The 17,564-nt window shown below is 68.0% G+C and carries 20 protein-coding genes and 1 pseudogene; 14 read left to right on the forward strand and 7 right to left on the reverse strand.

What is annotated here, in order from left to right; translation table 11 throughout:
- The first annotated feature begins 40 nt into the window (after positions 1-40).
- The 5 genes from OG758_RS08875 to OG758_RS08895 all read left to right on the forward strand — a co-directional run bounded on the left by OG758_RS08875 (position 41) and on the right by OG758_RS08895 (position 3,623).
- Positions 41-1,906: a hypothetical protein gene (locus OG758_RS08875; protein WP_326709475.1), complete on the forward strand. Its 1,866-nt coding sequence runs from the start codon at positions 41-43 to the stop codon at positions 1,904-1,906.
- Positions 1,907-2,001: 95 nt separating this feature from the next.
- Positions 2,002-2,679, forward strand: coding sequence for a hypothetical protein (locus OG758_RS08880; RefSeq protein WP_326709476.1), 678 nt, complete (start codon positions 2,002-2,004; stop codon positions 2,677-2,679).
- Between the two features lie 95 nt (positions 2,680-2,774).
- Positions 2,775-3,077: a helix-turn-helix domain-containing protein gene (locus OG758_RS08885; protein WP_326709477.1), complete on the forward strand. Its 303-nt coding sequence runs from the start codon at positions 2,775-2,777 to the stop codon at positions 3,075-3,077.
- Positions 3,078-3,097: 20 nt separating this feature from the next.
- Positions 3,098-3,367, forward strand: coding sequence for an IS3 family transposase (locus OG758_RS08890; RefSeq protein WP_326709478.1), 270 nt, complete (start codon positions 3,098-3,100; stop codon positions 3,365-3,367).
- Between the two features lie 13 nt (positions 3,368-3,380).
- Complete coding sequence (locus OG758_RS08895; protein ID WP_326709479.1) at positions 3,381-3,623, forward strand: hypothetical protein; 243 nt, start codon at positions 3,381-3,383, stop codon at positions 3,621-3,623.
- A gap of 18 nt (positions 3,624-3,641) precedes the next feature.
- On the opposite strand, the gene OG758_RS08900 is transcribed toward OG758_RS08895, so the two are convergent.
- Both OG758_RS08900 and tnpA read right to left on the reverse strand, forming a co-directional pair.
- Positions 3,642-4,046, reverse strand: coding sequence for a helix-turn-helix domain-containing protein (locus OG758_RS08900; RefSeq protein ID WP_326709480.1), 405 nt, complete (start codon positions 4,044-4,046; stop codon positions 3,642-3,644).
- Positions 4,047-4,576: 530 nt separating this feature from the next.
- The gene (gene tnpA, locus OG758_RS08905) at positions 4,577-5,008 is read right to left on the reverse strand and encodes an IS200/IS605 family transposase (protein WP_326715846.1); all 432 of its coding nucleotides are present in this window, start codon (positions 5,006-5,008) and stop codon (positions 4,577-4,579) included.
- A gap of 26 nt (positions 5,009-5,034) precedes the next feature.
- Here tnpA and OG758_RS08910 point away from each other — a divergent pair, with 26 nt between their 5' ends.
- Positions 5,035-6,354: an RNA-guided endonuclease InsQ/TnpB family protein gene (locus tag OG758_RS08910; protein ID WP_326709481.1), complete on the forward strand. Its 1,320-nt coding sequence runs from the start codon at positions 5,035-5,037 to the stop codon at positions 6,352-6,354.
- Positions 6,355-7,246: 892 nt separating this feature from the next.
- Positions 7,247-7,930, forward strand: a complete 684-nt coding sequence (gene snpA, locus OG758_RS08915; RefSeq protein ID WP_326709482.1) for a snapalysin — start codon at positions 7,247-7,249, stop codon at positions 7,928-7,930.
- Between the two features lie 136 nt (positions 7,931-8,066).
- On the opposite strand, the pseudogene OG758_RS08920 reads toward snpA, so the two are convergent.
- A pseudogene (locus OG758_RS08920) lies at positions 8,067-8,548 on the reverse strand (integrase); the annotation flags it as partial.
- Here OG758_RS08920 and OG758_RS48875 point away from each other — a divergent pair.
- Positions 8,547-8,978 carry a YceI family protein gene (locus OG758_RS48875; protein WP_382060996.1) on the forward strand — a complete coding sequence of 144 codons (432 nt, stop codon included), beginning with the start codon at positions 8,547-8,549 and terminating at the stop codon, positions 8,976-8,978. The pseudogene OG758_RS08920 and the gene OG758_RS48875 overlap by 2 nt on opposite strands.
- 88 nt (positions 8,979-9,066) lie before the next feature.
- Positions 9,067-9,336, forward strand: coding sequence for a hypothetical protein (locus OG758_RS08925; protein ID WP_326709483.1), 270 nt, complete (start codon positions 9,067-9,069; stop codon positions 9,334-9,336).
- A gap of 70 nt (positions 9,337-9,406) precedes the next feature.
- Here the strand turns inward: OG758_RS08925 and OG758_RS08930 are convergent, their stop codons facing one another.
- Positions 9,407-10,030 (reverse strand): NADPH-dependent F420 reductase, encoded by a 624-nt coding sequence (locus OG758_RS08930; protein WP_326709484.1) that lies wholly within the window; start codon positions 10,028-10,030, stop codon positions 9,407-9,409.
- A 32-nt stretch (positions 10,031-10,062) separates the two neighbouring features.
- Positions 10,063-10,797 (reverse strand): SDR family NAD(P)-dependent oxidoreductase, encoded by a 735-nt coding sequence (locus OG758_RS08935; protein WP_326709485.1) that lies wholly within the window; start codon positions 10,795-10,797, stop codon positions 10,063-10,065.
- Between the two features lie 144 nt (positions 10,798-10,941).
- On the opposite strand from OG758_RS08935, the gene OG758_RS08940 reads away from it, so the two are divergent.
- Both OG758_RS08940 and OG758_RS08945 read left to right on the forward strand, forming a co-directional pair.
- Positions 10,942-11,553, forward strand: a complete 612-nt coding sequence (locus OG758_RS08940) for a TetR/AcrR family transcriptional regulator (RefSeq protein ID WP_326709486.1) — start codon at positions 10,942-10,944, stop codon at positions 11,551-11,553.
- A gap of 325 nt (positions 11,554-11,878) precedes the next feature.
- Complete coding sequence (locus OG758_RS08945; protein WP_326709487.1) at positions 11,879-13,078, forward strand: RNA-guided endonuclease InsQ/TnpB family protein; 1,200 nt, start codon at positions 11,879-11,881, stop codon at positions 13,076-13,078.
- A gap of 552 nt (positions 13,079-13,630) precedes the next feature.
- On the opposite strand, the gene OG758_RS08950 is transcribed toward OG758_RS08945, so the two are convergent.
- Positions 13,631-14,542: a LysR family transcriptional regulator gene (locus OG758_RS08950; RefSeq protein WP_326709488.1), complete on the reverse strand. Its 912-nt coding sequence runs from the start codon at positions 14,540-14,542 to the stop codon at positions 13,631-13,633.
- 180 nt (positions 14,543-14,722) lie between these two features.
- Here OG758_RS08950 and OG758_RS08955 point away from each other — a divergent pair, with 180 nt between their 5' ends.
- From OG758_RS08955 to OG758_RS08965, 3 genes are all read left to right on the forward strand, one after another.
- Positions 14,723-15,355, forward strand: coding sequence for an NADPH-dependent F420 reductase (locus tag OG758_RS08955; protein WP_326709489.1), 633 nt, complete (start codon positions 14,723-14,725; stop codon positions 15,353-15,355).
- 91 nt (positions 15,356-15,446) lie between these two features.
- A complete protein-coding gene (locus OG758_RS08960) occupies positions 15,447-16,382 on the forward strand; it encodes an SDR family oxidoreductase (protein WP_326709490.1) in 936 nt (311 codons plus the stop codon).
- A gap of 69 nt (positions 16,383-16,451) precedes the next feature.
- Entirely contained in the window at positions 16,452-17,120 is a 669-nt protein-coding gene (locus OG758_RS08965) for an NADPH-dependent F420 reductase (RefSeq protein WP_326709491.1), read from the forward strand.
- Positions 17,121-17,123: 3 nt separating this feature from the next.
- On the opposite strand, the gene OG758_RS08970 is transcribed toward OG758_RS08965, so the two are convergent.
- Positions 17,124-17,459 carry a hypothetical protein gene (locus OG758_RS08970; RefSeq protein WP_326709492.1) on the reverse strand — a complete coding sequence of 112 codons (336 nt, stop codon included), beginning with the start codon at positions 17,457-17,459 and terminating at the stop codon, positions 17,124-17,126.
- Positions 17,460-17,564 lie beyond the last annotated feature (105 nt).

A 17,564-nucleotide genomic window follows, 5' to 3' on the forward strand; every position in this document is an offset into this window, starting at 1 on the left:
CGTGGCGACGCGGTCCGCACCGGGGAGGGAGGGCAGGACGATGGCCAAGGGTCAGGGGGCCCATGACCCCGCTCCCATGGGGACGGTGGTCCGGGACGCAGACAAAACGTTTCCCGGGGACGTGTACGAGGAACCGCGCTTCCCCGTCCCGCGACTCGGCGCAGGGCTTCAACGCCTGGGCGAGTACCAGGGATCCGGCTTCACGGAGCGCAAGTATCTGGTCCGCCGGGAGGACGGACAGGTGATCCAGCTCTCCCCGCTGCTCTATCTCGTCGTCGAAGCCATCGACGGCGTACGCGACACCGAGAGCATCTCCCACCGGGTCAGCGGCCGCTTCGGGCGCGAGCTCAGCGCCGACAACATCCACTACCTCGTGGAGCACAAGCTCCAACCGCTCGGCCTCACCGTCCCGTTCGGGCAGGCGGACGAGCAGGTCGTCGCCGGTCCCCGGTCCGACCTCCTCCTGGTCCTCAAGGGCCACCGGGTGATCTTCCGTGAGCGGCAGGTCGCCCGTATCGCCAAGGCACTGGCCTGGCTTCACCGGCCCGCGGTGGTGGCCCTGGTACTGGCGGCCGTCATCGTGCTGGACGTCTGGCTGTTCGGCTTCCACGGAGCAATGCAGCCGGTGCTCCAGGTGCTCGAGCAACCCATCCTGATGCTGGCCGTCTTCGCGCTGATCGTAGCCTCGCTCGTGTTCCACGAGTTCGGTCACGCCTCGGCCTGCCGGTACGGGGGCGCGCGACCCGGAAGCATCGGGTTCGGCCTCTTCCTGATCTGGCCCTCCATGTACACCGACGTCACCGACGTCTACCGCATCAACCGGGCCGGCCGGATCCGCACCGACCTGGGCGGGGTCTATTTCAACGTCGTCTTCCTACTAGGGCTGGCCGGCGCCTACCTCCTCACCGGCCAGCCCTTCTTCCTCGGCGCGGTCTACCTGGTGCACTTCGAGATCCTCGAACAGCTGATGCCGGCGGTCCGGCTGGACGGCTACTACATCCTCGGTGACCTCGCAGGAATCCCCGACCTCTACGGCAAGATCAAACCCATCCTCCTGAGCATGCTGCCGGGCCGGCCGGTCACCCCGGAGGTGGCCGGCCTCAAGCGCTCCGCACGGGTCATCGTGACCGTCTGGGTGCTGACCATGGTGCCGCTGATCATCGCCGAGCTCGGTTACGTCCTGTGGAACCTCCCGCGCCTGCTCGAAACCGGGCTGCGTTCGCTGGTCGAGCAGGCGACCGGAACGTGGTTCGCCTTCGCCGACGGACAGATCGCGGCCGGACTCGTCGGCGTCGTCGGAGGGTTCATGATCCTGTGCCCCCTGGCCGGCGCGGGGTATCTCACCGTGCGCCTGACCGGGCGGCTCGTGCGGGCAACCCTCCGCGCCACCGAGGGAAACCTTCGGCTGCGCTTCGTCATCTGCGCCGGCGTACTGGCCGCGGCCACCGCGCTCGGCGCGGCATGGATGGGCGGGGTGACGCCCAAGCCGCTGCCGCCGCGGCCGCCCATCATCCCCATCCTCCAGCCCGGCGTGCCCACGCTCCGCGCGGCGGCAACGCCGTCGGCCTCGGACGAGGCGCCGCAGGACGACACCCGGCCGGACTCCCCCGTCCTCACCGACCCGTCGCCGGAGACGAGCCTGCTCTCGCCGACACCCGATGCCAGTCCGTCCGACGAGGCCGGCACGGCGAGCGGTTCCCCCTCAGCCGAGGACGAGACCAAAACGGCCGCCCCGACACCCAAGAAGACCACGTCGAGCCCGCCCCCGACCCGCAGGCAGAGTCCGACGCCGTCCGGCCCCAGCCCCTCGGCCGGTACGCCGAGCACCTCGCCGTCAGCCCCGCCCTCGACAAACCCCTCCCCGCCGCTGCCCACCGAGAGCTTCCCCGACCCCTCCACCTGGTGATCCCGGGAACCCAGAACCCCCGATGAACAGCCGTGAACCCCGGTGAACCTCCCCGGCCCCCGTGCCGCCCATACACCCGCAAAAGGAGAACTTCAGTGAGCCACCGTAAGCCACGCACCGGCACAGTCAGCCGCACGGCCATGCGCCTAGGCATGCTGACCACCGTCTGCCTGACCGGCCTCGCGACCGTGACCCCAGCGGGTGCGGCAACCGGATCCCGCATTACCAGTGGCGTCGGCATCGCCGTGGACGAGGCACGGTCCCTGGCCAACCCCAGACACCGCGTCGACCACGACGAGGAGTTCACGATCCATCAGCTGGGCACGGTCGTGGGCGCCGGCGTACGCAACCGGGCGATCGCCCGCTCCGTCGGTTGCTCGATCGACGCGCCCTGCCGGTCGATCGCACTGTCCTTCCAGGTCGTCACCACGAACGGGGTCGCGGGCCTCAACGCCTCGAACACCAGCAAGGCCATCAACGACCACTGCGAGGGCTGCGAGACCTTCGCCGGCGCCTACCAGTTCATCGTCTCGACCCCGTACCGGTTCACTCTGAGCTCGTCGACCAGAAACAAACTCGCCGGGTACGAAGGGCGGCTGGCCGCGCTGGAACGCAGTCGCGAGCCGATCGACGTCGTCAAGAGCCACTCCGACGCCCTGGCCGCCGAGGTCGTGAACCTTCTCCAGCAGGCGGTGGCGGCCGCGCCGCGCGGCGAGACCGTCAACTCGCTGGGCTTGCGGCCCACCGTCACCCTCCGGCGTCACATCGACTAGCCCCCCGCGCTCCGTACCCACGGAGCCCACCGCCTCCCCGGGCCCGGGCCTGCTCTCCCGGACCCGGGGGCCGACCCCCCCCACGGATGACACCCATGCAACCCATGCGATACCCGCCCGAACTGCGCCGCAAGGCCCTGGATCTACTAGCCGACGGCGAGCCCGTGAAGAAGGTCGCCGTCGCTCTCGGCCTCAGCGACCAGACGGTCTACCAGTGGCGGCGCCGGTACCTGCCGCACCTCAGCAGAGGAGGGCCCAAGCCCTCCACGGGCATGGACCTCAGGGCCGCACGCCGGCGAATCGCCGAACTGGAGTCCGAGCTCGCCGCCCTCCGGCGCGCGACCGAGCTGCTGTGCGATGTGGTGTCCCCAAAAGGCGATTCGAGGCAGTTCACGTGATGGCCGGCGAAGGGCTGCCCGTGCGCACCGCCACCCGGGCTCTCGGAGTGACCGAGTCCGGCTACTTCACCTGGCGCGCCCGCCGTCCCTCCGCCCGCTCGATCCGTCACACCTGGCTCACCGAAATCATCACCACCCTCCACGCAGCCTCCGGCGCCACCCACGGATACCGGCGCATCCACCACGAACTCACCCAGACATACGGAATCGCCGTCAGCCACGGGACGGTAGAACTCCTCATACGCCGGGCCGGTATCCGGGGGCGCGCCGGCGACGGCACCCCTTCCTGAAAGGAACCGGAACATGACACTGGAACACCCCACGCCCCCGCTGCCCATCTCCTCGCTGCTGCGCCCCCAGATGCGCATGGAAGGGGACCTGCCGGCCACTCAGGCGCACCAGGTGATGCTGCACTGTGCCCTGGACGCAGCCTGTCTCACGGTACGGATGACCGACCTCCCCGCCGTCACCCGGATCGCCGAGCTCGACTACCAGACGGTGGCCACCGTGATCAGATGGCTGCGGATCCTCGGAGCCGGGCGGTGAACGGCCCGACACCGCCCATCAGTCGCCGGAGCCGGAGTCTGCCGGGGCATCGGGGTCAGGGGTGCTACGCAGGAGGGACTCGACGAGTGCGGTGACGTGGCGGCGGTCGGCATCGGACAGGCGCTGGACGCTGGCGATGAGGGTGGCGATCTCCGGGTCGGACGCCGTGTCGGCGGGGTCCTCGAAGTAGAGATGGATACCGCAGGCCTCGGCGGCGGCTCTGCGTACCGAGTCCAGGGGCAGTTCCAGTCCCCGGGCCAGGCCTTCGAGGGTGGCTTGCTGCGGCATACGGGCCACGTGCGTGACGGTCGCCAGGTGGTGGACGGTGGATCGCGGGATGCCGCCGCGCCGGGCCACGTCGCCGTAGGACCAGCCCTGCTGCTCCAGCCGGCTCTTCACCAATTCCTGTAGTGCGTTGGCCACGACATCGATTCTTCCTGCTAGCGACAAGCTGACACGTTCGCGCGAGATCGAGTCTATGTCGGTGCGTGTGGGGACGATCACGCGAGAGAGGTATATCCGTGAACCGGGAAGCGATGTGAGCCGCTCCCAGGCAGCGCACCGGGTCAAAGCCACAGACCAGGGGTGGGGTTCCTGCAGAGAGACGTAGGGCTGGTGGACGGCGATCCGGGCTGACTCCGCGTCACTGATTTTTTCACCCTGGACAGTACGAGCCGCACAGCATCTTCCCGACGCCGGAGCAGACCCCCGGATCAGATCGAACCCGAACACCACTTCCCTGGACCACGACGTACGCCTGGCACTTCCGTAAAGCGCTCAGGGACGCAGGGCTCGTCCATCCCGACGGCACCCCCTGCACACCCCGCACTGTCTGCGCCACTTCTTTGCCTCTACCTTTGATCTTGGCCAGTGCTCCGCCGTTTACGGCGGGGGTGAAGGTCATCTCAGGGCTGCTCTGACCCGCACGTTCGCACGGGTCCGCAGTGTTGTCCTCAGCTGGTGGGGCGCTGCTGGTTTTCGATGTACTGCTTGACGAGGGTCAGCGGTGCGCCGCCGCAGGATCCGGCGAAGTAGGAGCCGGACCAGAAGTGTCCGCCCCACAGGTAGCGGCGGACGTGGCTGTCGTATTCCTGGCGGAGCCTGCGGGAGCTGACGCCCTTGAGGGAGTTGACCAGTTTGGAGAGCTGGACCTTGGGCGGATAGTGCACGAGCAGATGCACATGGTCCTGCTCGCCGTTGAACTGCTTGAGTTCGGCCTCGAAGTCGGTGCAGACGTCGCGCATGATCTCCTCGGTGCGCGTCAGCATGGCGTCGGTGAATGCCTTACGCCGATACTTGGTGACGAATACCAAGTGGACGTGCAGGTTGTAGACGACGTGACGGCCGGTGCGCACGTCAGGATTCGGGTTCCATCGTGGTGAAATAAGCCAACTGTAGTAGGGTGATTGTCATGGGTGAACTCGTGTGGGAGAAGCGGCAGTTCGGGCACCGCGCCCGGCTGGCGCTGACGCCTGCACAGGTCCGGCTCATGGATGACCAGGCGCACGCGGCACGCGCGATGTGGAATCAGCTCCACGACCTGTGGCAGATGACGCCGAAGTGTCAGCGCGCTCTGACGCGCATGGATCAGGCGTTGCGGCAGGCCCGCAAGGAGATCGACTGGTACGCGGTGCTGCCCGCGCAGGCCGCGCAGGCGGTACTCAAGACGTACTTCCAGGCGTGGCGGAACTGCTGGGACGGGCGTGCGGACGAGCCGAACTTCAAGGCCCGCTTCCGCACGGCATTGTCGGTGGACATCCCGCAGGGCCGGGACTTGCAGATCAAGCGAGTACACCGACGGTGGGGCATGGTCAACATCCCCAAGGTGGGCCGTGTCCGGTTCCGCTGGACCAAGGATCTCCCCGTCGGCAAGCTCGCCAACAAGGAGAACCGGATCACCGGGGCACGGCTGGTCAAAGACGGGCTCGGATGGCACATCGCCTTCCGTATCCAGACCCTTGAGTCCAAGCCGGAGCCCCACCAGGGTCCCGAGGTCGGTATCGACGCCGGGGTGAACCTGCCGCTTGCGCTGTCCGACGGCAACCACCAGGACCACGACCGGCCGCCCCGACTCCCGGACGGCACCGCCGACCGGGACAAGTGGCTGAACCCGGATGAGAAGGCCAAACTGCTCCGCCTGGAACAGCGCGCCGCGCACCGCAAGAGCTTCCGCAAGCCGAAAGAGCGCAGCTCCAACCGGCTGCACGCCACCTACGACCAGATCAAGCAGCTCCGCGCAAGAGCCACGCGCCGAGCAACCGACTGGCAGCACAAGACCACCACCGCCATCGCCAAGCAGTACGGCACGGTCGTGGTGGAGCAGTTGCAGATCACGAACATGGTCAAGTCCGCCAAGGGAACCATCGAGAACCCGGGGAAGAACGTCGCGCAGAAGTCCGGCCTGAACCGTTCCATCAGCCAAGAGGCGTGGGGCCGCACCGTGACACTGCTGACGTACAAAACCGCCCGAAACGGCGGAACCCTGGTCAAGGTCCCCGCCCCGAACACCTCCCTGCGCTGCTCCGCGTGCGGATTCATCACGCCCGGCAGCCGCGAAGACCAGGCCACGTTCGTATGCAAGAACCCGGACTGCGGATGGTCGGCGAATGCCGACTGGAACGCGGCCCGGAACGTCTTGCACCTGTACCGGATCGGCCTCGTGACGATCCCGGCTGCCGGGAGGGCAGTCGTCAGGCGCACCCGTGGCGTCAAGCCCGCTGCCGCAAGGTAAGCAGGAATCTCCTTCCTGAGCCTGCGAAGGGAGGAGAGCACTTCAATGCCCTTGGGTACGGAATACCGGTGCACGAGGTTCAGCGAGTGCTCAACCAGACGCGCGGGCCCCGGGCAGCACTGAATCCGCCCCGCAGCACTGCGCAGGCAACGGCCGCAAGGCCCCCTCCAACCGCGTCCGTCAACTGACCGTCGCCTGTACGACTTTCGGCGCGCCTGGCCAGTGCTCCGGCCTACTTCTCCCATGCGAACACGAGGCATCCCCACTCATTTGGATGTCTGCCCACCTGGCTCTCCCCGCCGCGGCGACGCGCACGCCTGTGTGGGGTGTCAATGGGATGTCATTCGGTGCGAGACGCAGCAGAGGGCGGCGAGGTCGAGGAACGCCGGCGGCGGCTCAGCGGTGAGGGACGCCGCCCAGCGCCGAGGGTGACTCTCTGGGGGTGCCCCGGGGCCGATGGGGCGCGAAAGAAACGGAAGCCCACAATCTATGACATCAGTCACAGAGCTCCGCCAGCCAACCGGCACGCATAGTAGATGTGGCATGAGGGGCATCTGTGCATTTGTCCGTATTGACACCAATTTGGATCCCGCCGCGCGTCCCGGGATTCCGCCTGGCCGTCCCGCACGCCCGTTGCCCCATGGCGTAACGCTTCTGACGCCGCGACAGCTTCCCCTCTCGCCGCCATATGCGCACCGAACACCCGCACACAGCCCTGGCGAGGTCCCGGGACCTACGAGGCGACGTAGTGGCGGGACCCCTTGTGCGCCCTGTCGAGCCGTTCTAAGAATGACGACCCACAGGACGTCGCCGCAGTTCGGAACCCGTGTTCACGCAGAGTCGACCACGCACCGGGCGCTCGGCGTCACCGAGCGAGTAGGAGCCCCCCCGTATGAAGTCGTCTCGAACATCCGCGAGGTTCGTCGCCCTCGCTCTCGGCCTGGGTCTGGCCTCCAGCACGCTGGGCGCGGCGGTGCCGGCGAGCGCCCAGACGGCCGTCACACCGTCCGCTGCCGCCGGCACCTCCGTGGCGCGGTACGCCGGGTCGGCCGAGGCGGCTGCGAACAACAAGGCGTTCTTCGAGGCCGTGCTCAAATCGGTCGCCGAGAAGCGCGCCGCCCAGCCGAACGCGCAGGCGGTGACCCTCTACTACAACGCCTCCCAGGCACCGAGCTTCCGTTCGCAGATATCGAGCGCGGCCGCGATCTGGAACAGCTCCGAGTCCAACGTCAAGCTCCAGGCGGCCACGAGTGGTGCCGACTTCTCCTACCGTGAGGGCAACGACCCACACGGGTCCCACGCCGACACCAACGGCCACGGAAGCGGCTACATCTTCCTCGACTACACCCAGAGCCGGCAGAACGACTCGGTCCGCGTCGCCACCCACGAGACCGGGCACGTGCTGGGCCTGCCGGACGACTACAGCGGGCCGTGCAGTGAGCTGATGTCGGGCGGCGGCCCCGGTCCGTCCTGCACCAACCGCTACCCGAACGCCACCGAGCGCTCGCGTGTCGACCAGCTCTGGGCCGCCGGACTCGCGAAGGCCCCGGACTCGGGCAGGTCCTGGGCACGGTGAACCAGGCCCGCTGACCACCTGAGCGCCGCACCGCCGGTACGGACCGTGGCGCCGGGTCGCGATCCGTACGTGTGCTCGCCGGGCCGTGCGCGACCTGCTGCCCGGCCCGGGCCGCTGCATCAACTCGGATCGCCAGTGACGGCTCGATCTCGGCCTCCCGCAGGATCTCCCAGACCGTGGAAGCGGCCACCTTCATGCCAAGGACTAGCAGTTCGCCGTGGAGGCGCCGGTAGTCCCAGCTGGGATTCTCCCGGGCCCGGCGCAGGACCGGAGCGCGGGTGGAGCGCACGGTGCGCGGCCTGCCCGGGCGCTTCGGGCGGGAGCCAGCGGCGTGGCGGCGCGCGAGAAGGTTGCGGTGCCGGCGCAGCACGGTGTCCGGTCGGATCAGCAGCCGCAGCCTGCGCAGCACGTCCATCGGCAGCCGGTGCAGCAGCGCTGCCAGAACGCCCAGTCGCTGGGGCTGAACCACACCTTCTCCTTAGCGAGTTGCCGCTCCAACACCGTGATCCGATGGCGCAGGGCGAGGATCTCGACGACCTTGCCCCGATCGCTCATCGGCAACAGGCGCAACATCGCGAACGCGTTCGTCACACCGAGGTAAGCCAGTCGCAGCAGGATGGTGGATCATCGTGCCGCGTCTCTCGTCAGCGGGGCGAGAGCCGCGGCGCCATCAGCCGCAGCTGCAACGCCCCAGACCTCGCCCACCGGCTCCCACCAGGACGGACGAGTTTTCGGCAAGCGCAGGGCTGACAACACTCACCGATGCCGACCGGACTGGGATCAAACGGACCTTGTAGGACAAGGCCCTACTGCAGAACACCTCACGATCACCTTCCGTTCCACCCACGTCACCGGAACGCCGCAGTCCTTCGAGATCACCGGGGACCTCACCATCAAGAGCCGGACCCGCCCGGTGACGGTGCACGGGAGAGTGAACGGGGACAGGATGTTGCGCGGCTGGGTGATCACCCGGAGACTCGAGTCCCACACACTGCGTTCTTGGGCGTATTGCGGCTGGCCAACGAGGTCCGGATGGAGCTCGGAGTGACTGGACTCGAACCGGCGCCCGACTCCGTGCAGCCGATCGGCTGGCTGCGGGCGGGTCGGGTCTTGGTGCGGCCGCTTATCGTAGAGGCATGGGCGAAGTCCTCATCGTGTACGAGCTCGACAAGGCAGTGGCCACGCGCGTACCGCGTGGTACCGACCAGGCCGTCCGCCGGGTGCACGCGGCGCCTGCCGCCCCGGGGACGCCCACCGCGACGGGACCGCGAACCCTCTGCGGCAAGGACACCTTCGCCATGGAAACGCCCTGCTGGAAGCACTCCGAGCATCCTGAGGGGCCGTGGTATCCCGAGGAGTACGCATCCGCGGTGTGCCCCGACTGCGATGCCGTGATGGAGACCTGACCGGCGGGCCGACTGCGACTCGCCACGGGCTCACATGGCGAGCCCTTTCGGTGATCCGTCAACCGTTTACTCAGACGGGAAGTTCGGTGATGCTGAGGGCGAAGTCCAAGTTCCCCACCCCGTGGTTGGCGAGGCCCACCGTGACCACGCCCGCTCCTTCGAGCCAGTGCGCCATTTTCAGGCCGCCGACGTCCAGCGGGCGCAGCCCGAGGCTCTCGATGAACGCCTCCACACTTGCCTTGGCCTGCGCATTATCGCCAGCGATGAAAACGTCGGGCCGACCCTTCTCCAGGACATGGCGGAAGATGGTGTTGAACGCCTTCACCACGCTGGCGCTGGCCGGGGCCGCCTTGGCGACTTCCTGCGCGATGGAGGTCTCCTCGCGGTGGGCCAGCCCGTCGAACGTGGAGTTGAAGGGATTGCTGATGTCGACGATGACCTTGCCTGCGAGAGCGTCTCCGTACTGGGCGACGGCCGGCACGACGCCGTCGTACAACAGGGCCACGATGACGATGTCCCCGGCCGGGGCGGTGCCCCATTCTCCCGTCGTGGCGCCGCCGCCGAGAGCCTTGGCCAGGTCAGCGGCCTTGGACTGATCGCGGCCCATGACCTCGACGGTGTTACCGCCCGCTATCGCCCGCGCTCCGATGGTGCGGGCCATGTTCCCAGTGCCAATGATGGTGATGTTGCTCATGACATGTCCTGCCCTGGTTGTGGTTGTTCGGTTTAGATGGCGGTGGTGCCGCCGTCGGCGACGAGTTCCATGCCGTTGACGTAGCTGGAGTCGTCGGAGGCGAGGAAGAGGGCGGCGGTGGCGATTTCGTCGGGGCGGCCCATCTGGCGGCGGGGGATGAGGGACTCGAACTGGCGCTTGGTGGCCTCGTCGAAGAGTTCTTCCTGCTTGGCGGTGGCGACCTGACCGGGGGTCAGGACGTTGACGCGGATGCGGCGGTCCTTGAGTTCGTTGAGCCAGACGCGGGCCCATGCCTGCTGGACGGCCTTGCTGCCGGCGTAGACGCTCCAGCCGGGGAAGGCGCCGAGGGAGGCGTTGGAGCCGGTCATGAGGATGGAGCCGCCGTCGTTGAAGAGCGGGAGGGCCTTTTGGACGGTGAACAGGGTGCCGCGGGCGTTGAGGTAGAACGCGGCGTCGAAGTGGGCCTCGGTGATCTCGCCGAGCGGGGCGGGCTCGCCCCCTCCGGCGCTGGCCCACAGCACGTCGAGGCTTCCCTTTTCCCGCTTGACGGTGTCGTACAGGCGGTCCAGGTCGTCCAGGTTGGCGGCGTCGCCCTGGACGCCGGTGACGTTGCGGCCGATCTGCTTCACGGCCTCGTCCAGGGCGTCCTGGCGGCGGCCGGTGATGAAGACGTGCGCTCCCTCGTCGACGAAGAGCTTCGCGCCGGCCAGCGCCATGCCGGTGGTGCCGCCGGTGATGACCGCGACCTTGCCGTCGAGCTTTCCCATGGTCATTCCCTTGGGTCGGTGGTGCCGTGTGTACCTGGGGCGACGGCGTTATGTACACCGCCCTGTGTGCTTACGGTACGGGGCGGGCGGCCGGTACGCAAACTATGTACACCGGTCGTTACCCAGCTGGGGTAGCATGGACCCATGACGGAGTTGGAAAAGGGCCCCACGGGCCGCCGCCGCGGCCGGGGCGCCCGCGAGCGCATCCTCAGCGCGTCCCAGCAACTGTTCCGCGAGCAGGGCATCAACCGCACCGGCATGGACCAGCTTTGCGCGGCGGCCGAGGTGTCCAAGCGCACGGCCTACCAGCACTTCGGCGGCAAGGACGAACTCGTCGCCGAGTACCTGCGCCGGTTCGACCCCTCCGTTCTGTCCGGCGTGTTCGACCGCACCGACCTCACGCCCCGCGAACGACTCCTCGCCGCCTTCGACATCCCCGCCACTACCCCCCTGTGCCCCTACATCGCCGCCGCCGTCGAACTCCACGACCCCCAGCACCCCGCATCCCAGTACGCACGCGACTACAAAAAAGCCGTCGCCGCGCGGCTCGCCGACACCGCCCGCGAAGCCGGCGCCGCCGACCCTGAACAGCTCGGCGAGCAGCTCGCGCTGCTCATCGACGGCGCCGCGGCCCGCACCCGGGTCCTCAACGCCGACGCCTTCCCCACCGCCGCCGCCATCGCCGCCGCCCTCATCGACAACGCCATCCCCGCCACAGCCAGCGATGACCGGCGACGCGAGGAAGTGTCAAGTTAACGTGGCACTCCGCGGCCGGGCTGGACGCGCTGCCGGTCACGCGGCTGCACCGGCTGGTACGCGACACCAGTGGCCCGGCACCTGGCCCGGACCTGCTGGCTTTTGCGGAACTGGCCGCCCGCCTGCTGGCGGCCGCAGCAGAAGCCGCCGGGGAGGCCAGCGACCACCGAAGGCTTCAGCGTGCTCTTGCGAGGAACCCCGGGGGTTCACCCCCGGGAGGAATCGCACCCTGTGGTGGCGATGCGCAGCATCGCCGCGGCAACGGGCGCGGAGCGCCCGCAAGAAACCGGGCCGCAGCGCCCGGCGAGGAATGTGCCCTGTTCGAATGCCGGTACGTCAGGCGACAGGTAGCGTCACGGTCGTGAAGTTAACCGTGCAGGTGAAACTCCTGCCGACGCCCGCGCAGGCGGCGGCACTTGAGGAAACCCTGCACGCCTGCAATCAGGCCGCAACCTGGGTCTCCCAGGTGGCGTTCGAGAACGATATCAAGCGCAACTTCCCCCTGCGCGAGCATACCTATACGGCGGTCAAGGACCGGTGGGGGCTCGGCGCTCAGGCCGCCCAGCACGTCATCAAGAAGACCTGCGACGCCTACCGCACCCTCAAGGCGAACCTGAAGGCAGGAAACCTCGGCAAGCCCTCCTCCAAGCGCTACCGGCGGGCCATCGAGAAACCGATCGCTTTCCGGCCGGAGGGTGCCCAGCCCTATGACGACCGGATGCTGTCCTGGCAGTACACGCAGAGCACGGTGTCCATCTGGACCCTGTCGGGCCGGATGAAGCAGGTGGCGTTCACCGCCGCCCCCGAACATTTGGCCCGCCTGTCCCTGTATCGCAAGGGCGAGTCCGACCTGCTGTACCGCGACGGCATGTGGTTCCTGACCGCCACCTGCGAGGTCCCCGAGGCCGAACCCAACACCAGCGTCACTCAGTTCCTGGGGATCGATCTGGGGATCGTGAACATCGCGACCACCTCGGACGGTCAGATCATGGCCGGACGCCGCCTGAACCGCGGGCGCCTGCGCGAACGCACCCTGCGTCAGAAACTCCAGAAGAAGAACACCCCGTCCGCCAAACGACGCCTGAAGAAGCGGCGTCGTAAGGAGACGCGGCGGGCGCGGGACATCAACCACAAAATCGCGAAACATGTGGTGGCCGAGGCAGAACGCACCGGACGCGGAATCGCCCTGGAAGACCTCACCGGCATCCGCGCACGGGTACGGCTTCGCAAGCCCCAACGGGCCACCCTCCACTCCTGGGCTTTCGCCCAGCTCGGAGCGTTCATCGTCTACAAGGCCCGCAAGGCCGGCGTCCCCGTGGTCTTCGTCGATCCCGCCTACACCTCGCAGCAGTGCTGCGCGTGCGGCCACATCGACAAGAAGAACCGGGCAAGCCAGGCCCGCTTCACCTGCCGGAACTGCGGGGTCGTTACCCACGCAGACCGGAACGCTTCCCACAACATCGCCCGCAAGGGCGACGCTGTGTGGACTGCGGGGCGTGAGTCACGCGTCCCTGCCACCCCATAAGGGTGTCTGGACGGAGGAGCCCACCCAACAGCCAGTTGGGCACTACCTCCAAGCCCGGGCCCTTTAGAGCCGGGTCAAGTTGACGAGTTCGAGGCCGTCATCCCGGCCCAGGGCGCTGGCGCACCGCGGTTCGAACAGACGGCTGATCGCATAAGTCCGTACGCGGTGGCGCATGAAGAGCTCGTACGCAGCTGGGAGGCCCTGAAGATGCGGGTGGCCCATCTGGGCCACGTCAGCCCGAAACGAAGGCCAACAGGCGGGCAGCCAACACGTCCGGCTTAGACCCGACGTCGGGTTCTGGATCCCGCGGACCGACTCCTGCACACTACGAACGGCAGACCGTCGGCGAACGGCTCCGCTGCTACGACAGGGCGATCAGCCGACTTGAGCCGCTTCCGCAGCACGTACTTCCAGTCGGTCTCAGGTGCTTCGGGGCCCCTCAGGCAACTGCCGGCCGAAGAACGGAACCGTCTCAGCTGTCAGCCGCAACAGCACCGCTCCGTCAGGCCATTTCACTCTTCAGCGCATGATGAACGGGGTCAGTCGAACTGCTCAAGCGTGCCTTGTGACGGCATCGCCACCAAGCTGCCACATCTCATAGTTCCCACATTCTGCCGTGATCTTGGCCGTCGACTGAGCCGCAGTGACGAAGTCATCTACTACCGGCGAGGTGTGCGATGTCGCCACCGCGAGGCACACCTGTTCGGGCGCCAGGTCCGGGATGGGCACATAGACGACGTCTGGATGCGAGTAGAACACGGACGCCGAACGGGCCAGGAAGGAGATGCCTCGTCCGGCCGCGACATGCTCGAGCGTCTCGTCCACCCCGCGCACCGGGTACCCGGCATTGGGGAGCGGGCGCTTGGTGGGCTGCGTGCTCGGGTCACCGTGCCAGACCAGCGTTTCGCCGGCCAGGTCGGCCTCGGTGACCTCCTCCTTGGCGGCAAACCGGTGTCCGGCGGGCAGTACCGCTACCCGCGGCTCGGTGTACAGCGGGGTGACGCGCAGGCCGGCCTCGTCGATGGGTAGCCGCACATAGCCGACGTCGATGCGACCGTCGAGCAGCATCGCAGCCTGGTCGTCCCCTTCGATCCGCTGCACGTCCACGACCATGTCCGGGTGCCGGTCCTCGAACGCACGGGCCGCCGGGGTGACGGCAATGCCGGCCCGGAAACCGACCATCAGCCGCCGCTTACCGCTGGCGGCCGCGGATACCCGGCGGCGGATCGCGTGGGTTGAGGCGAGCAGCGGACCGGCGTCGGCCAGCAGTTGCCGGCCCGCGCCTGTCAGCTCTACGCCGTGGCGATCCCTGGTGAACAGCGAGGCGCCGAGATCCTGCTCGAGCGCGCGGATCTGCCGGCTGAGCACCGGCTGTGCGATGTGAAGCTCATCGGCGGCGCGGCCGAAATGCAGCAGGTCGGCCACGGTGACGAAGTAGCGCAGTTTGCGCAGGTCCAGATCCATGGAACCCCCAGCCCGGTGATACCTCCAGGGTATCACCGCGACTTCAATAGGTCTTGGACGCCACTCAGGCCCGATGGCAGCATGAAAAACAAGCACTTAAGGGCGTCGAAGTGAATTCGGCACAAGAATTCGACACTGGAATTTGACAGCAGGGTAAAAGCCCGGAAAGCAGGATCACCGATGAGCAGCATCAGCATTATCGGACTGGGAAACATGGCCCGTGCTTTGGCCGGGCGGGCTCTCGTCGGCGGTAACGCCGTCGAGATCATCGGCCGCGACCAGGCCAAGGCCAAGGAATTGGCCGCCTCGCTCGGCGGCGCCACGGTCGGGACGGCCGGGGCTGCCCCGGCCGGGGACATCGTGATCCTCGCCGCGCCGTACGCCGGCGCGGCGGCGGTGGTGAGGGAGTACGGGGACGCACTGCGCGGCAAGGTCATCGTCGACATCACGAACCCCGTAGCCCCCGACCTGCAGGGCTTCGTCGTCCCCGACGGCAGTTCCGGCGCACAGGAGATCGCCAAGGCGGCTCCCGACGACGCGCATGTCGTCAAGGCGTTCAACACCGTGTTCTCCCACGTTCTGGCGGCGGGCCCGGCCGAGGACCGCTCTCTGGACGTGTTCATCGCTGGCGACGACGCGCAGGCGAAGGCACGCGTGTCGGCGTTCGTCGAGAGCCTGGGGCTGCGCTCCTGGGACACCGGGGAACTGTTCATGGCGCGGGCATTGGAGAACGTCGGCCTGCTGGAGCTGGGCCTCATGAACCACTCCGTCAAGCACGCCAATTTCTCCCTCGGCATCGCCCTTTTCGGCTGAGCGCACCCCTACCACTACCTCTCGTGCCGCATTACGCCAGTTCACTTACGGCACGGGAAGACCCTGCACCTACCCTCACAAGGACAGTTAGATGCGCGTATTCGTCGCTGGGGGGACCGGCCATTCCGGTTCGTACATCATCCCCGAGCTCATCGCCGCCGGGCACGAGGTCACCGGCCTGGCCCGGTCGGACGCTTCCGCGGCGGCCCTGTCCGCGCTCGGCGCGAAGGTGCGTCGCGGCGATCTTCAGGATCTTGACGGGCTCAAGGAGGCAGCGTCGGGCTCCGATGGCGTCATCCACGTCGCCCACAGGCAGGATCTGCTGCCCTCCGGCGGGATGGACGCCGTGGCCGCTGCGGAGCTCCCGATCATGCTCGCGTACGGCGAGGCACTCGCGGGAACCGGAATGCCGCTGGTCACGGCGGGAAGCATGGGCTCGCCCGGGAACCTGGAGCGGCCGGCCACCGAGGAGGACCCGGCCCTCCCCGCCGGCGAGGAGCACAAGGGCACCCTGCGGGTCCGCAACGTCGTGGAAAGGGCCGTTGTCGACCTCGCCGAGCAGGGGGTTCGGTCTTCGGTCGTGCGGATCGCCAACATCGCGCACAGCACGACCGATCGTGCCGGCTTCCTCCCCACGCTGATCGCGCTCGCGAAGGAAAAGGGGTTCGTCGGCTACCACGGCGACGGCGCGAACCTGTGGAACGCCGTGCACATCCGCGATGCCGCCACCTTGTTCCGCCTGGCGCTGGAGGAGGGGCCGGCCGGCAAATACTGGCACGCGGTCGAGGACGGGGGCATCACGTTCCGCGAAATCGCCGAGGCCATCGCCAGCCGCCTGGGCCTGCCCGCCGTGAGCGTTCCCAACGATGCCCTGATGACGCCGGGGTACTTCGGATTCCTCACGAATATCGTCACGCAGAGCTACCCGGCGTCCAACCTCATCACCCGCCGGGCCCTCGGCTGGGAACCCGCCCGGCCCGGCCTGCTCGCCGATCTGGACAACGGCCATTATTTCCCCGCCGGCTGACGGCGGGAACCCGGGTCGTAACGAGCCCGACAACCGGCAAGTTCGGATCTTCTGAAGGACGTTGAGACTATGACGACTGTTGGATTCATCGGAAGCGGAAGCATCGGCAGGACCCTCGCGCGACTCGCTGTCGGGGCCGGGCACCAGGTGGTGCTCAGCAACTCGCGCGGTCCCGAAACGCTCGTGGACACGGCCGAGGAACTGGGGCCGCGGGCGTCCGCGGCGACGAGCAAAGAGGCCGCGGCGGCCGGTGACATCGTCGTGGTCACGGTGCCGGTCAGCGCCTTCCCCCACGTGCCCGCCGCGTCACTGGCCGGGAAGACGGTCATCGACACCTGTAACTACGGGCCCGAGCGTGACGGGCACATCCCCGAGCTCGACAGGAAGTCCCTCACCTCGAGCGAGCTGCTTCTGCGGTGCGTCCCGGACGCCCTGCTCGTAAAGGCGTTCAACAACATCTTCTTCAAGCACCTGCTGTCACTCGCCCGCCCGGCAGGGGCGGCCGACCGCTCCTACCTGCCGATCGCCGGGGACTCCGCACCGGCGAAGGCGGCGGTGACCGAATTCATCGACTCCATCGGCTACAGCGTGGTGGACGCGGGAACGCTGGCCGACAGCTGGCGACAGGCGACGGGCACGCCGGTGTGGGGAACACCGTACGGGCCGTACTCGAACGAGAAGGGCCAGCCGGTCGGCGAGGACGCCATCCGCGCGGCACTGGCCACCGCAACGCGGTAACCGTCAACTATCGCGGACCGTAATGCGGTCCGGCCGTGCCATGCCCCCGCCCGGGGGATACCGGGCGGGGGCATAGCCGTCGGGGTCATCCGGGATCAGCTCGTGCGGCCGGTCGTGATCCATCGCGTGCTGGTTGGCCCAGGCGGTGAAGGCGCGGATCCTTTCCACGGCGGCGTCGGAGGACAGCCCCGTGCGGGGCATGCAGGTGCCCTTGGCGTACCGGTAGAAGGTGCGGGTCAACAGCTGCTCGCCGGCTTCAAGTTCTTCGACGACGGGGTGGCGCAGGCCGCCAAGAACCTCGTCATGGACCTCGAGGACGCCGGCTGCCGGACACGGCACATGATCAGGGGCCGGGACGGGAAGTTCCCCGCACTCTTCGACGCAGTCCTCAAGGAAGCGGACATCGAGGTCGTACTCATGGTGCCCGGATGCCCCGCATGAACT

The sequence above is a fragment of the Streptomyces sp. NBC_01474 genome (assembly GCF_035918215.1).
GTDB classification, from domain to species: Bacteria; Actinomycetota; Actinomycetes; order Streptomycetales; family Streptomycetaceae; genus Streptomyces; species Streptomyces aureus.

Excerpts from the sequence above, each read along its gene's own strand:
- OG758_RS08945 (WP_326709487.1), top strand. The coding sequence starts at position 11,879 with ATGCCGGTACGTCAGGCGACAGGTAGCGTCACGGTCGTGAAGTTAACC.
- OG758_RS08930 (WP_326709484.1), bottom strand. The coding sequence starts at position 10,030 with ATGAGCAACATCACCATCATTGGCACTGGGAACATGGCCCGCACCATC.
- OG758_RS08960 (WP_326709490.1), top strand. The coding sequence starts at position 15,447 with ATGCGCGTATTCGTCGCTGGGGGGACCGGCCATTCCGGTTCGTACATC.
- OG758_RS08925 (WP_326709483.1), top strand. The coding sequence starts at position 9,067 with ATGGGCGAAGTCCTCATCGTGTACGAGCTCGACAAGGCAGTGGCCACG.
- OG758_RS48875 (WP_382060996.1), top strand. The coding sequence starts at position 8,547 with ATGGTGGATCATCGTGCCGCGTCTCTCGTCAGCGGGGCGAGAGCCGCG.
- OG758_RS08910 (WP_326709481.1), top strand. The coding sequence starts at position 5,035 with ATGGGTGAACTCGTGTGGGAGAAGCGGCAGTTCGGGCACCGCGCCCGG.
- OG758_RS08895 (WP_326709479.1), top strand. The coding sequence starts at position 3,381 with ATGACACTGGAACACCCCACGCCCCCGCTGCCCATCTCCTCGCTGCTG.
- OG758_RS08935 (WP_326709485.1), bottom strand. The coding sequence starts at position 10,797 with ATGGGAAAGCTCGACGGCAAGGTCGCGGTCATCACCGGCGGCACCACC.
- OG758_RS08950 (WP_326709488.1), bottom strand. The coding sequence starts at position 14,542 with ATGGATCTGGACCTGCGCAAACTGCGCTACTTCGTCACCGTGGCCGAC.
- snpA (WP_326709482.1), top strand. The coding sequence starts at position 7,247 with ATGAAGTCGTCTCGAACATCCGCGAGGTTCGTCGCCCTCGCTCTCGGC.
- OG758_RS08965 (WP_326709491.1), top strand. The coding sequence starts at position 16,452 with ATGACGACTGTTGGATTCATCGGAAGCGGAAGCATCGGCAGGACCCTC.
- OG758_RS08885 (WP_326709477.1), top strand. The coding sequence starts at position 2,775 with ATGCAACCCATGCGATACCCGCCCGAACTGCGCCGCAAGGCCCTGGAT.
- OG758_RS08940 (WP_326709486.1), top strand. The coding sequence starts at position 10,942 with ATGACGGAGTTGGAAAAGGGCCCCACGGGCCGCCGCCGCGGCCGGGGC.
- OG758_RS08955 (WP_326709489.1), top strand. The coding sequence starts at position 14,723 with ATGAGCAGCATCAGCATTATCGGACTGGGAAACATGGCCCGTGCTTTG.
- OG758_RS08875 (WP_326709475.1), top strand. The coding sequence starts at position 41 with ATGGCCAAGGGTCAGGGGGCCCATGACCCCGCTCCCATGGGGACGGTG.